General features: G+C 63.6%; 12 protein-coding genes and 1 pseudogene. 1 reads left to right on the top strand and 12 read right to left on the bottom strand.

Translation table 11 applies throughout. The features are described from left to right. Positions 1 to 69 precede the first annotated feature (69 nt). Complete coding sequence (locus tag AC6I1W_RS02995; RefSeq protein WP_065672940.1) at positions 70 to 1,506, bottom strand: APC family permease; 1,437 nt, start codon at positions 1,504 to 1,506, stop codon at positions 70 to 72. A gap of 356 nt (positions 1,507 to 1,862) precedes the next feature. On the opposite strand from AC6I1W_RS02995, the gene AC6I1W_RS02990 reads away from it, so the two are divergent. Next, a complete protein-coding gene (locus AC6I1W_RS02990; RefSeq protein WP_117188292.1) occupies positions 1,863 to 3,197 on the top strand; it encodes an MFS transporter in 1,335 nt (444 codons plus the stop codon). Positions 3,198 to 3,207: 10 nt separating this feature from the next. Here AC6I1W_RS02990 and AC6I1W_RS02985 read toward each other — a convergent pair whose 3' ends face one another. From AC6I1W_RS02985 to AC6I1W_RS02935, 11 genes and pseudogenes are all read right to left on the bottom strand, one after another. After that, the gene (locus AC6I1W_RS02985) at positions 3,208 to 5,979 is read right to left on the bottom strand and encodes a LysM peptidoglycan-binding domain-containing protein (protein ID WP_284950506.1); all 2,772 of its coding nucleotides are present in this window, start codon (positions 5,977 to 5,979) and stop codon (positions 3,208 to 3,210) included. Next, positions 5,976 to 6,413, bottom strand: a complete 438-nt coding sequence (locus tag AC6I1W_RS02980; protein WP_117188296.1) for a TadE/TadG family type IV pilus assembly protein — start codon at positions 6,411 to 6,413, stop codon at positions 5,976 to 5,978. Before AC6I1W_RS02980 ends, AC6I1W_RS02985 begins: the two co-directional genes overlap by 4 nt. Beyond that, the gene (locus AC6I1W_RS02975) at positions 6,410 to 6,718 is read right to left on the bottom strand and encodes a TadE/TadG family type IV pilus assembly protein (RefSeq protein WP_023033254.1); all 309 of its coding nucleotides are present in this window, start codon (positions 6,716 to 6,718) and stop codon (positions 6,410 to 6,412) included. The genes AC6I1W_RS02980 and AC6I1W_RS02975 overlap by 4 nt, the downstream gene beginning before the upstream one ends. Before the next feature lie 65 nt (positions 6,719 to 6,783). Continuing rightward, on the bottom strand, positions 6,784 to 6,996 hold the full coding sequence (locus AC6I1W_RS02970; protein ID WP_021108142.1) for a hypothetical protein: 213 nt from the start codon (positions 6,994 to 6,996) through the stop codon (positions 6,784 to 6,786). A 69-nt stretch (positions 6,997 to 7,065) separates the two neighbouring features. After that, a complete protein-coding gene (locus tag AC6I1W_RS02965; protein WP_016666631.1) occupies positions 7,066 to 7,968 on the bottom strand; it encodes a type II secretion system F family protein in 903 nt (300 codons plus the stop codon). After that, entirely contained in the window at positions 7,961 to 8,836 is an 876-nt protein-coding gene (locus tag AC6I1W_RS02960; protein ID WP_065672936.1) for a type II secretion system F family protein, read from the bottom strand. Before AC6I1W_RS02960 ends, AC6I1W_RS02965 begins: the two co-directional genes overlap by 8 nt. Further along, a complete protein-coding gene (locus AC6I1W_RS02955; RefSeq protein WP_171048518.1) occupies positions 8,827 to 10,023 on the bottom strand; it encodes a TadA family conjugal transfer-associated ATPase in 1,197 nt (398 codons plus the stop codon). The genes AC6I1W_RS02960 and AC6I1W_RS02955 overlap by 10 nt, the downstream gene beginning before the upstream one ends. Before the next feature lie 284 nt (positions 10,024 to 10,307). After that, positions 10,308 to 11,126, bottom strand: coding sequence for a hypothetical protein (locus AC6I1W_RS02950; RefSeq protein ID WP_065673063.1), 819 nt, complete (start codon positions 11,124 to 11,126; stop codon positions 10,308 to 10,310). Continuing rightward, a complete protein-coding gene (locus AC6I1W_RS02945; RefSeq protein WP_016666627.1) occupies positions 11,126 to 11,599 on the bottom strand; it encodes an SAF domain-containing protein in 474 nt (157 codons plus the stop codon). Before AC6I1W_RS02945 ends, AC6I1W_RS02950 begins: the two co-directional genes overlap by 1 nt. A 497-nt stretch (positions 11,600 to 12,096) precedes the next feature. Continuing rightward, positions 12,097 to 12,753, bottom strand: a complete 657-nt coding sequence (locus AC6I1W_RS02940) for a hypothetical protein (RefSeq protein WP_065672934.1) — start codon at positions 12,751 to 12,753, stop codon at positions 12,097 to 12,099. Positions 12,754 to 12,766: 13 nt separating this feature from the next. Then, a pseudogene (locus AC6I1W_RS02935) lies at positions 12,767 to 13,334 on the bottom strand (GNAT family N-acetyltransferase). Between the last annotated feature and the right edge of the window lie 13 nt (positions 13,335 to 13,347).

The raw sequence follows: 13,347 nt of genomic DNA, 5'->3' as shown, positions 1-13,347 counted from the left end.
AACATTGCAACCACGCCGTCTCCCGCCCCATGAGCGCGACGTCATGAGCCAGGAGCGCTCGACGAATCGTCAGCTCCTGGCCCGGGTCTGCTCCACCTCACCCAGGTTTTCCTTGAGGTCATCGGCGTAGGAACCGAGCAAGCTGCCGAGGGCCTCGTCCTCCCCCATGGGCTTGGCCAGCCGCCACAGGATGAAACCGATGACGGCCCAGACGAGCAGGACGAGGTACTCACCAGGCCACACCAGCGAGGTGTTCGTTCCCGGCCAGATCGCCATGACGACCGTGACGAGGGCGCCGACAGCTCCCACCCATGGCAGCCATCCGGCATGGTACTTGGAGCGCAGGTGGGGGTACTTCTTCGGAAGGGTGGACAGGGTGATGACGACGATGATCCACACCAGTCCGAGGTAGATGCCACCGGTGTCGAGGAACCACAGCATGGCGCCCGGGCCTAGGGCTCCCAGCAGCAAGGTCATGACAGTGGTGAGCAGAATGGCCCTGCGGGGGGCGCCACTCTCCTCGTCCACTGCGGCGAGGCCCTCCGGGAGGAGCCTGGCCCTCGCCATCGCGACGACGATGCGGGAGATCGCCATGAACAGACCGAGGAAACTCGTCAACAGACCACAGATGGCAATGATCCAGGCTCCCCAGCCGAGGATCGGGAAGCCGGCAGTGGTGTAGGCATCGATGGTGCCCAGGTGCATCTTGGCGACGTCCTGCCAGGGAAGGATCCAGGCCGAGGAGGCCAGCACCAAGCAGTAGAACAAGGTGGCCGTCAGGACGGTGAGGACGGTGATGCGACCGATCTTGCGGGCAGGGATGTCGGCGTCCTCGGCCAGTGCTGCCACCAGCCCGAAGCCTGCCATGTAGGTCATACCGGGCACGACGAAGCGGAGGGTGTCGCCGAGGGCATTGGCGTCGGCCCGGTAGGGCGGGATGAAGTTGCTGGGGCTGCCAGTGACGAGCGCCGTGACGACCAGGGCGAGTCCGATGACGACCATAGCGACGAAGAGAACGGTCTGGATCTGACCGGAAAGGCTCACTCCGAACCAGTTCATTGCCGCAATGATCAGGGTCAGGACGACGCCGATTATCAATACAGTCATATCGACTGACTCCCTGTTGACTGAATACAGGGACACGGATCCCAAATTCGGCCAAATCTTTTCCAAAAGATACCCAAAAGCTGTCACATAAAAAGCAGTGGATGAAAGATAAGCGCCAGTGAGGAGCCAACCAGTGGCAAAGGATGCCCTTCTACCGAGGCCGACGTAGGAATAGACGACTTCGCCCCCAGCTCTGGGAAACAGCGTTGTCAGCTCGCTATAAGCCAGAGCCACACAGGATGCCAGCAAGCCTCCGAGGAGCATGCCGAAAATCATGCCTCCAGCACCGTACTTGTCGAAAAATTTCGAGTTCGTGTAAATCCAACTCGAGCCGATCAATCCGGCCACCCCGAGGGCAAGGAGCTGGAAGAATCCTAGGCCCTTCTTGAGTTCAGCCATGGCAACTCCTTCATTGTCAGCCCAACGCCGCATTGCATTGCAGGGCATTAATTATGCTACATGAACGATATATATAGTTTCGGGCAGAACGATCAGTCATCCGTGGGGCAGCTGCGCATGCGGTGAGCACAGCCCCGACGTCGATCCAACGCCGACCGATACGGGTGGTTAGAAGCTAGCCGCTCTACCTTCCCAAGTCCACACCCCTGTTGTTGAACTCCTCATGAAATGGCGTTCAAGGGCCTTTTCAGGCTGTCCCCCACCGGCCATGCGCGCGCAACCAGCGACGGATCCGCCCAGGATCCCCTTCCCACAACCCTCTAGGATCGAGGCAGGCCGGCCCCGAAGGAGACCATGTGTTCTGGCAGAACCTGCGCCACCTGTGGCGACGCCACGATTTTCGAAGGATTCTCGGAGTCCGCGTAGCGACACAGGCGGCCGACGGCACCCTGCAGGTGGGAATGGCCTCCCACGTGCTGCTCTCTCCCGAGCAGCAGCCTGACGCGTGGTCGATCACGATGGTGCTGGCCATCACCTTGTTGCCGTTCAGCATCATCGGGCCCTTCATCTCTGTCGTTCTCGACCGTTGGTCACGTCAGCGAATCCTCGTCTACACCGACGGCCTGCGCTGCCTCATCGCGATCGGGCTGGGGATCCTGGTCTGGGACGGCGCACGCGACAGACCCTCTCACCTGGCCCTGCTCGTCGGATTGCTCATCGCAATGAGCCTCAACCGCTTCCTTCTCACGGCGTTGGTGGCGGGGCTGGAGTACACCATCGACAAACGCGACTACCTGACGGCTTCCTCGATCATGCCGACGATTGGCCCCCTGGGACTCATGATTGGTGCCGTCGTCGCGGCCGCCGTTCGAATGATTGCTGGACACTACATGCCGGTTCACCATGCCGACACGATCATCTTCTGCATCTCTGCGGTACTCTTCGCGATTTCTGTGGCACTTGGTCTTCAGTTCTCGCGCCGAGAACTCGGGCCACCACTGCTGGACCGCTCCCAAACGCTGCGTGCTGTCGCCGAGGATGTCGTCGACGGTTTCCGTTACCTGGGAAAGGTGCCCCTGGTGGGCAATTCCCTCACTCTCATCGGCGCCCAGCGAGCACTCTTCGGCGTCTATTCGGTGGCCATGATCCTGGGTTATCGCAACCGTTTCCACGTGCAGTCCGACATCAACGGGGCCATGGCTGACATGACGATCTGGGCGATGGCGATGGGGGCTGGCTTCGTGCTGTCGGCCGGATTCATGCCGATGCTGGTACACGGGCTGGGCATGAGGAAAGCCCTCATCAGCCTGCTGGTCGGCACCGCCGTCATTCAGGCCTTCCCAGGGGCCATCCCGAACCGCTGGGGTCTGCTGGTCGCCGGCTTCCTCATCGGCCTTTTCGCCCAGTCCCTGAAAGCCGGGGTCGACACCATCTGTCAGGCCCATGTTTCTGATGGTTACAAGGGCCGAGTCTTCATCGCCTACGACATGGTCTACAACGCATTGTTCGTGGGAGGCTCCGCCCTGGCGGCCCTCGTGCTTCCGGTGCACGGACTGTCTGGCCCGCACATGATTGGTCTGGCACTCTCCTACCTCGTGGTGGCCGGAATCTTCATCCTGGCCACCCGCGCACAGGGTGACGATGTCTTCGACAAGGGCAGCGCCATGGGAGGTCTTCCCACCGGCAGTTGAGGAGTGACGCTCACACCACCCGGGCCCGCACGTGGCCTTCCATCACCTCCTGGAGGACCGAAATCGTCTCCTCCGACAGGTCGACGCCAAGACGGCGAGCCTGCCGCGACAGCACGTAGACCAACCGTTCAACCTCGCCACGATCGTCGAGTTCGTCAGCGAGTTTGATGCGCGCCACCAACAGTACTTCGTCCTCAGGGCAGGCGACGGTGGCACGCGCCAAGGCCCTGGATGCCAGCTCAAAGTCGCGGTTCTCCATGGCTCGACGGGCCACCTCGACCCCGATGTCACGGATCATCTGAATCATGTCGATGCGCCATTCCTCGGCCCAGTGCCACTGACCGGGAGCGGCGTCAGCCAACGGGGCACCACGAACGAGGTCCATGGCCGAGACGAGATTGGCCAGCGGGGCCGTCGAGACCCCTCCCGCGACAAGCAGTTCAAGCCGTTCCCAGTCGCTACTGACGACATCTGCCAGACGCAGGGAACCGTCATACCCTTCGGGCAGGTAGGCCCGACCGTTATCATCGGCGCCCAGCCATCGCCGCAGTCGGGAGACGTTGGACCGTCGGGTCGGCTCGGCAACCATGAGGGCGTCAGCCATCTGCACCGATCGCGCGCCAGGATGGCACAGCAACCAGGCGCAGTACTCAAGGCATTGCCGCCGAGCCTTGGTCGGCGGATTCCCGCGAGCTCCCACGAGGTCGACCGGGCCAAGGAGGCGCAGGACAGGAGAGGATACTGCGCCGACGGGGACGGGCAACTGAGCGACATCACTCAGTGCAGTTGGCGTGAGCACGTGTTCCTCCTCGACGGTCGTATGGGCATCACTGGGCGGCAGTACTGCGCAGGTCTTGGCCACCATCGTCGGAGGGCTGGACGTCTCCTCCCCTCGCCGTGGCTCCCACCAGGGGGCAGGCTCGGTATCAGTTCGAGCAGTGGTTTCGAGCAGCTCGACGACGGCACGGCGCATCGGTGCGGTGACGATCTGGGGTGTGAAAGCCTGACCGTCCAGCTCGGCATGATCGGGGCCGGTGACGATGACCCTCCGGCCACATGTGCTTGGCATGACGACGACGATTCCCGCCTCGACCACGGATGACGGGTTCGGAAGGTCGAGGGGCTGAGAGGACAACACGACCCTGGTGATCGATGGGTGCTGACTACTGGGACCGTCAGGATGATCTGCCAGCCCCTCGACGATTTCCTCGGCGTCAGCACACTGCACATCGTCACTTCCGGCCCGTGACAACCACGCGAGGTCGTCACCGACGGCGACGATGTCGATTCCGCCGGACCATGGCGCCGCGACAAGGGACAGACTGATCGATGCCACCACCGCGGAGGCCAACTCGGCAGTGGCGTCAATACCCAGGAGACCGCCGGTATCGGCGAGGTCCAGCACGACTGGGGTGTGCGGGTCAGTGGTTCCCAGGACGACGGTCGTGGGCGTCAGGGTGTCGGCACTGACAGGGTCCGTACTGACGGCGTCGTCACCGCGTGACGTTGCTTCGTCCCCGTGATCGGCCGCGGTGTCGAGCATTCTCTTGGCGCGACGCGGCGGTCCCGACACGGTAGGAATTCGTCGGCCCAGCGGGCGGGTGAAGAGCTGCTGCCGCCGTCGAGCAGCGATTGTGCCGGCCACCCCACCGGCCAGGAACAGGCTCAAGCCCGCCAACCCGGTACGGAGGATCTCGGCAGGGTCCTGACCTACCCCGGCGGCAGCCACCGCTTCCTCGGGTCGAGGAGTCGGGACATCTGAGGGAGGCGCATCTGGCTGCAGCGCGCTCTGAGCGATATCTGCACCGGACGCCTCGTCGTCGTGGCCGGGGAGAGCCTTCTCCGGCTCGGTCATGGCAGCTTCGTCCATGTCGGCCACTGACGTCGACGCGGCCTGTTCAGATTCCGGGGCAGGCACGACGAGCTCCCAGCCGGGCTCGATGTGGTCAGGGTCCGTGACGATTCCCGCATTGAGATGCCAGAGGGACGGCCAGGCTTCGGCATCACCGAGCCAGGTGCGTGCGAGCCCGCTGAGGGTGTCCCCTTCCTGAACGGTGACAGTTCGGACGTCATGGTCGTCAACGGACGGGGTGAGCCGATCGAGCTGGTCCGCGTCGAGGGGATGGCCAGCACCGGTATGCCCATTGGGGATGGTCATGGTGGCCCCGGGAAGAGCGAGTTCCTGACCGACGGCCAGGTGGTCGACGTCGATCCCGGGATTGGCGGCCGCGATACGTCGCCATGAGGTGCCGTCTCCGTACCAGGTTTCAGCTATCGCCCACAGGTCGTCATGGGGGCCGACGGTGACCGTCATGACATCCTCGTCAGGGGCAGGCTCAACCTCAGCACTCGCCTGCACCTCGTCTGCAGGCTGCGGCGTCGCGGCAGCCGTCGCCACGATCGGCGCCGGGGTGGGAGGAGCGGCCGAGCGCGTCAGAGGGGACAGGACTGTCAGGCTCGCCACGAGTAGTCCGGCAGCGATGCTCTGAACTGTGCCCAGCCCTGGAAGCTTGATGTGGCGACGCTGACTGGTCGCCAGTCCGACGATCTCCGAGACCACACAGACCGTGAAGACCGCCCACGCCAGCCAGCCGACGACGGTGGCAATTCCAAGAAGGATCGTCCCGTCATCAGGGGTGAGCCAGCCTGACGGACGCAACAAGGTGGTGGCGTCGAGACGTCCCCATGCCACCAGGGCAGCTGGGGAACCGAGGACAAGGATGATGAGGGCCACGAAGGCCGCGAGACCGCGCATTCGGGCGCGGAGAGATGCGTCATTCATACGTGTCGCTCCCGATGACTGTCGACGGTGGAATGTGCCGTCGACTCGACGTGGAGGGCGCCCGGCATTCCCGGAACGAGAAGGTCGGAGAGCCTGACAGTGCACCTCACCCGGGCGGAGGTGACTCCCGTGGACCCCACTGGCAGGGCAAGGGCCGATGAGTCGATGCTGATCGCAGGATCGCTGCACCTGCTTCCGGCAAGTTCGGTCATGGCGACTCGCTGGCCTACCGCATGGCCTTCACCAACCGTCGAGGCGACCGATCCCGCGCGAGCGGCTACCTCGGCAGCCGACTGGGCATCGGCCCGTACCTCGGACAGCCGCCAACCCCCTGTCGTCATTGCGGCGATCATGAGGAGACTGGGCAGGATGAGCGCAGCCTCGACGGCGACTGCACCACGCTGATATCCCCGAAATTGACTATGCCGAGTCATGTCCCCTCCTCAACGGCAACGGCGTGACCTTCGACGGGGATGACAGCACCAAACAGGGTCGCTGCCTTGCCCTCGAGATCAACGCGTACCAGGGAGCCAGTGGTCGACACCCGTACCGTGACATTGGCCAGTTTGGAGGTCTGGGCCACGTCCCGAGCGACGGCTTCGGCATCACCAGCATGGGAACCACGCAAGGCTTGTACCCTGACTGCCGCCCGGGCCGCCTCGGTGGCTGTGGCCCGAGCCTGCAGCACCACCGAGGTCTGGACGACCCCGACCACCACGAGCAGGACCACCGGCCACACCAGCGACCACTGGAGAGATTCGGAAACCCCACGCTCCCGGCCTCGTCGAGACGCCTGCCTTGACCTCACTTCGGCAGGTTCGACGTCACGTACCCCTTGATCACGGTGACGACCACCGTTGCGATGGACACGGCCCCCACCAGCAGGATGGCGTTCTCGGTTGATTGGCTGAGTCCCCTCTCGTCGTGCTTCTCGACGACCGGCGGGATGCCCGCCATCATCGGCAGGACAAGGGACGCGACGGTGTTGACATGTTTCATGGCGACCTCCTTGGTCATTCGCACCGGCCTTTCCGGTGACGTCACTGGCCCCGTTGCAGGTTGGGGTGTCGAGGGTGCGAGGCATGGTCATGACGCCACCCCAGCCATGATCAGAAGCGGCGGAGTGATGAGCACCAACCCCAGGACGAGAACCGGAATGACCATCCAGATCGTCAAGGATTCGGAGGTCGTCTGAGCCTCGATCTTTTCCCGGCTGAGATGGGCATCCCTCATTTCGTTGACGCGTGCTCGCAGAGTTCCGGCCAGAGAGGCTCCCTGATCGTCGAGGCGAAGTACCTCGACGAGCTCAGCGAGCTCGGGGAGTCCCAGTTCCTCGGACAGACTCTCCAGGCCAGCCCACGGCGACTGCTGCTCCAATCGGGAACGCTCCAGCGTGGTGCGAATCCGGGCCAGGACAGGGTGATCACTCATCTGTGCGGCCTCGACGAGGGCTCGGGGCGCCGACTGATTTGCCAACCTCGCCAATGTGACGAGGTCGATGTAGACCAGCACCGCTTCGGCAGCATCCTGACGGACTGCCTTGGATCGTGACCTGATCCGGGTGTCAGGAATGAACCATCCAAGAATGGCAAGCACAACCGCCAGTCCGACAGGAGTCACCGGGAGGGCGTCACCCCATATCGCTGTCACGACTCGGGCGAGGACGGGCATCGTCATTCCGCCCACCGCCATGACAGCCTTCTCGGCGACCAAGTCACCGGGAGTCCGGCCCTGCAGCGCGAGGGTTCGACGAGACTTCTCACTGATGAGACGTGGCCACCGTGCCGCAGCGCGTGCTCCCCATCTCTCCAGCCGTCCATCCTCGGAGGCTGGATCGACGACGGCGTCCTGCCGGATAGGCGCGGACAACCCTGCCAGCGCGTCGATCAGCCTCAGGGGAGCACCGCGCCTTCCAGCGATGACGAAGATGGGTGCGGATGCCAGCAGAGCCCCACAGATGGCGGCGAGGGCAAGCGTGGACTCAGTCATGATCGGCCTCCCGCCTCAACAGGATCCGGGCGCGGCGTCGAGGCTTGCTGCGTTGCGACAGAGCGACGAGCCCGACGAGGTACAACCCGGCGTAGCAACACAGCAACACCTGGCCGACGCCGGTACGGTAGGGGGCTAGGTATTCTCGTCCCAGAGCAAGAGCACCAGCCAACACGACGGCGATGATGATGCTGACCTGGCGGACGACCACTCGCGGTTTGGCACGCTCGGCCTGGACTCCTCGGGCTGCCCGAATCCGCTCCTGGAGGGATGCCGCCAGTGCATCGAGGGTGCTGGTGGCCCCTGTTCCCCCTCGTTCTGAAGCCATCATGATCGCGGCAATGACCTGGTCGGCGTCCGCGCTGTCGAGGTCGTCAGCAAGGCCTTGGAGGGCAGTTCGGGTGTCCCATCGTGAATCTAGCCGCGCCACCATGCGAGTAAGCGGTTCCACTAGGAGCGCCGGGGCCTGACGCCGCGTCGCTCGGATGGCGTCGATGACGGACTTACCCGTCGACGCGGAACCGCTGACCAGGCGCACCCACCGTTCCAGGGCGCGCATGACGTCGAGGTCGCGCCGGGGCGGATCGGCCAGCAAGGCAGGGACGACGACAGCCAGGATCGGCACGATGAGAATCAGGACCGCCCAACCGGTCACCAGGTAACCGACGGCACCGACACCCAGACCAGTCAGACCATGCACGCGACTGCGGCGGGGCAATCGGGAGAACCAGTTGTCCACCGTTGTCCACAAACTTGTGGATTGCCCTGTGGACAACTGGTGGATGGAGGCTGACCCGATGACGATCATCGTTAGTCCTCCGACCAGGAGAACCCCCAGCAATGCCGCGACCGGTGTGCTCATGCCCATCTCGTCACCTCCGGCTCGTAATGGGAGAGTTCGGCGACAAGGGCAGGATCGGGGTGGAAGACACCGGGGCTCGTGGATGTCGGCGCGGCATAGGTGAGATGGGTGATGGGACGGCCGTTTTCCAGTGCCCCGGTTAATTGCCGGATTTCCGTGACATGACGGGTCCGGGTCCCTCCTCGCCAGGTGTCATCGACCAGGGTGACGTGGACGAGGAAGGTGATGTTGTGAGCGATCTGGCGATAGGCCTCGTCGATCGTCATGACGCCGCCCATGGCAACTCGTCCAGCCAAACGGTCCATGGTCGAGGTCGCGGAATGGGAGTGGGTGGTGCTCATGGTTCCAGCCCCGGCCTGCATCGCCTCGAACATGGCAGCTGCCTCGACGCCACGCACCTCGCCGACGACCAGGCGCGACAGGTTCTGACGCAACGCCTCCGGGATGAGATCAGCAACCGTGAACTCACCGAGGGATCGACCATCCACCTTCTCCCCCAGCCCGACGGTGGCCTGCAGGGCGACCATGTTGTCGCGATCCGGGTTGAGGTGGGTCAGCAACTCGTAATCGGTTTCGAGGGTTCCGAACCGCTCAGTGGGCGGGATCGCGTCGACGAGGGCGCGCAACAGGGTCGTCTTGCCGGCTCCCTGGTCTCCTGCAATGACGATGGATCGTCGAGCCAAGACGCCCGCTCGCAACAACACACCTACGTGATGGGGCATCATCCCGCTGGCAACGAGGTCGTCGATCGTCACCCTCGTCAGAGTGTGGTGACGGATGACGACCGACGGTCGGTAGGACAGCCCGAACCCGATGGCGTGCAGGCGGTACTCCGAGCCGAGAGCCACCGTCATGGTGGGATGGGCGTCGTCAAAGGGTCGCGGAGGGTTTGCGGACTCCCCCAGGAAGCGGATCGCCTCCACCAGTTCGTCATCACTGTCGGCAACCGGCGGGCCCGGTTCACGTCGTCCGTCCCCGTACTGGATGAAGACCCGGTCACTGCCGTTGATCTCGATGTTCTCGGCATCCGGGATCTCGAAGAGCGGTTGCAACCGTCCGTACCCGAAGATCGCATCCACGACGGCGCTGGCGTAGGCCTCCTTGGTGGACGTGCTCCACAACGCCTGACCCTCGGCTGTCAGTTTCTCGGCATGGGATTCAACCACCTGACGCACAACCGACCGGCCGAGCATCCTCACGTCATCGCCGCTGAGATCAATTCCATTGCGCTCTCGATGCGATGCACGTTCCGAGGAGATACGCTCCGACGCCTTGCGACGCAGCGCGACGACTGTGCTCCAGTCAATGTCGGTCGTCTCAAGTCGCCTCGGCGTGGGTCCAGGAGCCGCAGCTGGAGACGGAGTAACCGATGGGGACATCCGAGACAGCAGACCAGCGAGGTCCTCTCTGCTCTCGATGGTGCCGGCCGGGGTGTCATCGGCGTATCGGCACACCGCCGGAGCGGTCTCGTTGATCGTCATGGCGCCACCCCCACGGCCAATGACGTCGCGGCCCGCGGCCCGTTGATGGTCTCGTTGGAGCGACTGAGCTTGAGTTCCATCGCATCAGCCAGGGTTCGCAGACTCGTGGCATACCGTCCACGAGCCCATTTCCTTCCCGTTGGATCACCATCGGACAGAACGGCCGCAGCCTGAACGTCACGAGTCACTTCTCCCAACACTGGCAGGCCAAATTGGCGTCCGATCTCGCGCGAGCCGTAGGGATGTCCAGGGCCCACGACGACGAGTCCCACAGTTCCGGTGGTGGCCGAGGAGATGGCCTCGACCTCCTTGGATCGCATGGACAGCCCGGCAAGCTGCCGCAGCCGCGATCCCGTCACGATCCCGATGAGTGAGGAGCGAGAAATGAGGCTCTCGGGTAAGGTTTCCGGACCCAACCGCCCACCGTCGACAATGACGTCAACCCCAGCCCGACCGAGATCGATCATGGCGCTGACAAGGCCTGGCCACGCAGCACCCATGAGAGAAGCCTGCCCAAGGTGCCCGTAACCGCTGATGAGCCCGACCATCTTGTTGTCGTCATCGTGAGGAAGCGGGATGATCTCCTCCCACATCGCCTGCACTGGATCAGCACCGTCACGACAGGCTGCGGCCAATCCAATCAGCCCGGCCCGCGGTGGAATGCGACCAGCGAGAAATCCTGATTCGATGGCGCGGCCTGGGCACGGGTCAGCATCGATGAGGATGACGTCGCGTGGCCAGCTCAACGCCAAACCAAGAGCGGTCGTCGTCAGCCCTGGGGCTCCCCCAGGGCTGACGAGCAGGAGCATCGCCATCATCGTCCCCTCTCGACCAGGGCAATGCGGTCCAACGAGGCCAGGTCAGCGAGCCGGGCCGCATTGCCGGAATCCACCTCGACGTCGACCAGCCAGCCCCCATGATCGTTGGTGCCTTTGGGGGCTGCGACAACGACGGCGTCGAAGGTCGAGAGTTGGGATGCGGTCTCGGATGCCTTGTCAGAGCTGGTTTCCACCAAGGTCACGCGCGCTCCCGCGGGAAGGGAGACGGTGGGTAATCGTCCGGCAGCCAGCTTCAGCCCAATTCGAGAACGCCCCGGTGCCACCCGAAGCGCGCCGACTGAGTGGGATCCGAGCAGCTGACCGGCTGAGAGATCGACGAGGGCATGGCGGCCGACTATCTCGTCAAGCTGAGATGCCGGGATGGTCGTCACCGCCCTGTCGACGGCCACGGATGTCAGACCGACATCGGTATTGCGGACGATCTCGCCCTGCCCCACTGCCCGCGTCATGACGAGGACCTGGTCTGTGTGGGACGCGCTGTGCCAGGCAAATGCTCCGCCCAGGCCGCCCAGGCAAGCGCAGAGCACGCCGATGGCGATGAGACGGGGCGAGCGACGTAGCCGGGGTACCGGCGTCGCTATGTGTGCAGGAGTCGTCGCGGACATGGCCGTGAAGTTATGGGCGCGCCTCGATCCCCCTCAAGAGACACACAGCACATCTGTGGACAACTTTTTTGGGGGTGTTCCAGATCACATCACCCACGAACGTTATCCACAGTTGTCCACAGCTACTGTGGACAGTCCTGTGCACAACGCACCGCCCACCACGAGATGATCGCCCCAATGACATTCTCACCAAGTGGACTCAGCACAAGGCGTCCGGATCAAATGTGTCATTCGTTTTTCCGGGCTCCTCGAGGATTCGTCCACTCTCCTCGCTGAGGCTCTGCCACGGATCTTCGACACCCGACAGAACCGTCACACTCAGCACTCCCGGGAGCGTCGTCTCACGTCAAATGCACCTGACCGGTGAGGGTCCATCCCAACCCCGGATCCACGGCCCCTGCCGAGTCGCACACCACGATTTTGGCCGTCACATCGAGTTGTTCAGCCGTCTCGTAGGGATAATTCGCCCCCACCATGAATGACTCCCCGGGCCCCAACACATACGGCGGCCGGGCATTTCCGGGGGCAAAGGGAGTCGTCACCACCTTGTGTGTGGCATCAGCCTCCGGAGCCGGCACCGACACCAGCGGCTGACGCCAACTCCAGTCCGGGTAGCGCGCGGAAATTGTCACCGTTCCCAAACCTAGGTTGAGGGGCGCCGTTGACACATTCGTCACGACGTAGCGCACCAGCACGATGGGAGATCCCTTGCGCACTACCGGAGTGCCATCCTGCGGATCCACCATGACAGAGTCTGCCGGGGATTTCGCTATACCCGCTTGGTCGACCTCGATGCGAATACGGTCATCACCAAAGTGCCCGAGCTTCTTGCCAGATCTCGTCACTGGAACAGCCCATGCCGGCTGTGTCTGGGCACCCTTCGGGGTTTCACGTGAAACCGTCGGGGTTGGCTGCGGCTCAGTCAGAGGGGCGAGGGCGCTGCACCCTGACACAAGCGCACAGGTCAGCACCACGCACGTGACCACGCCGAGGCGCATCCACTCACCTCCATCACAAGTCATCGCGTAGCAAGGCCATCGTCACCGAGTCCCAGCGACTCCCCTGCCACGATCGTGCCTGCGGTATCCTGCCACATTCTCGATATCCCACAGCATTGGCACAATGAATCATTCTGCCATTGCCGCTCCACGTCGTCAGCGTCACGACGTGAGCATCAGTGGTCGAGAAGGTCGATTCAGTCCACAAACGCAAGGCTTGACGCCCCACGCCATACCCCCCAGATGGTCGGTCTAAACAAGACGATCCCAACCTCCCACCAGCCTCCGCCAGCCGGTGGCTCCTCGAACCGGGAGACGAATCCGACACGGTCTCCGCCGACGGTAACGACGGCGCGGTGACCGCTCATCAGCCCCAGACGCCACTCCTCAGCAAACTCCGCGAAGCTGCAATCATCGTCGGAGCCAAAGTAGGGGCCGTCCCACTGTTTCCACTCCGGAGCGACCACCTCGACGTTCCAATGCCACAGCCATTCCAGGTCGTCCTCGACGAGGGGGCGGATGCCGACCTTCCCTCCCTGTTCAAGATGGTCGCAAGGAGAAATGTCGCGTGGTGGGGTCACGTCTCCATTTTGC

This window comes from Cutibacterium sp. KB22876 (assembly GCF_059728865.1).
This window is presented reverse-complemented; position numbering and strand designations above follow the sequence as displayed.

Bases quoted from the DNA above. Each gene is read 5' to 3' on its own strand.
- AC6I1W_RS02965 (WP_016666631.1), bottom strand. From the start codon at position 7,968: ATGACTGAGTCCACGCTTGCCCTCGCCGCCATCTGTGGGGCTCTGCTG.
- AC6I1W_RS02995 (WP_065672940.1), bottom strand. From the start codon at position 1,506: ATGGCTGAACTCAAGAAGGGCCTAGGATTCTTCCAGCTCCTTGCCCTC.
- AC6I1W_RS02980 (WP_117188296.1), bottom strand. From the start codon at position 6,413: ATGACTCGGCATAGTCAATTTCGGGGATATCAGCGTGGTGCAGTCGCC.
- AC6I1W_RS02950 (WP_065673063.1), bottom strand. From the start codon at position 11,126: ATGGCGATGCTCCTGCTCGTCAGCCCTGGGGGAGCCCCAGGGCTGACG.
- AC6I1W_RS02970 (WP_021108142.1), bottom strand. From the start codon at position 6,996: ATGACCAAGGAGGTCGCCATGAAACATGTCAACACCGTCGCGTCCCTT.
- AC6I1W_RS02945 (WP_016666627.1), bottom strand. From the start codon at position 11,599: ATGACGCGGGCAGTGGGGCAGGGCGAGATCGTCCGCAATACCGATGTC.
- AC6I1W_RS02960 (WP_065672936.1), bottom strand. From the start codon at position 8,836: ATGGGCATGAGCACACCGGTCGCGGCATTGCTGGGGGTTCTCCTGGTC.
- AC6I1W_RS02985 (WP_284950506.1), bottom strand. From the start codon at position 5,979: ATGAATGACGCATCTCTCCGCGCCCGAATGCGCGGTCTCGCGGCCTTC.
- AC6I1W_RS02955 (WP_171048518.1), bottom strand. From the start codon at position 10,023: ATGCTCGGCCGGTCGGTTGTGCGTCAGGTGGTTGAATCCCATGCCGAG.
- AC6I1W_RS02940 (WP_065672934.1), bottom strand. From the start codon at position 12,753: ATGCGCCTCGGCGTGGTCACGTGCGTGGTGCTGACCTGTGCGCTTGTG.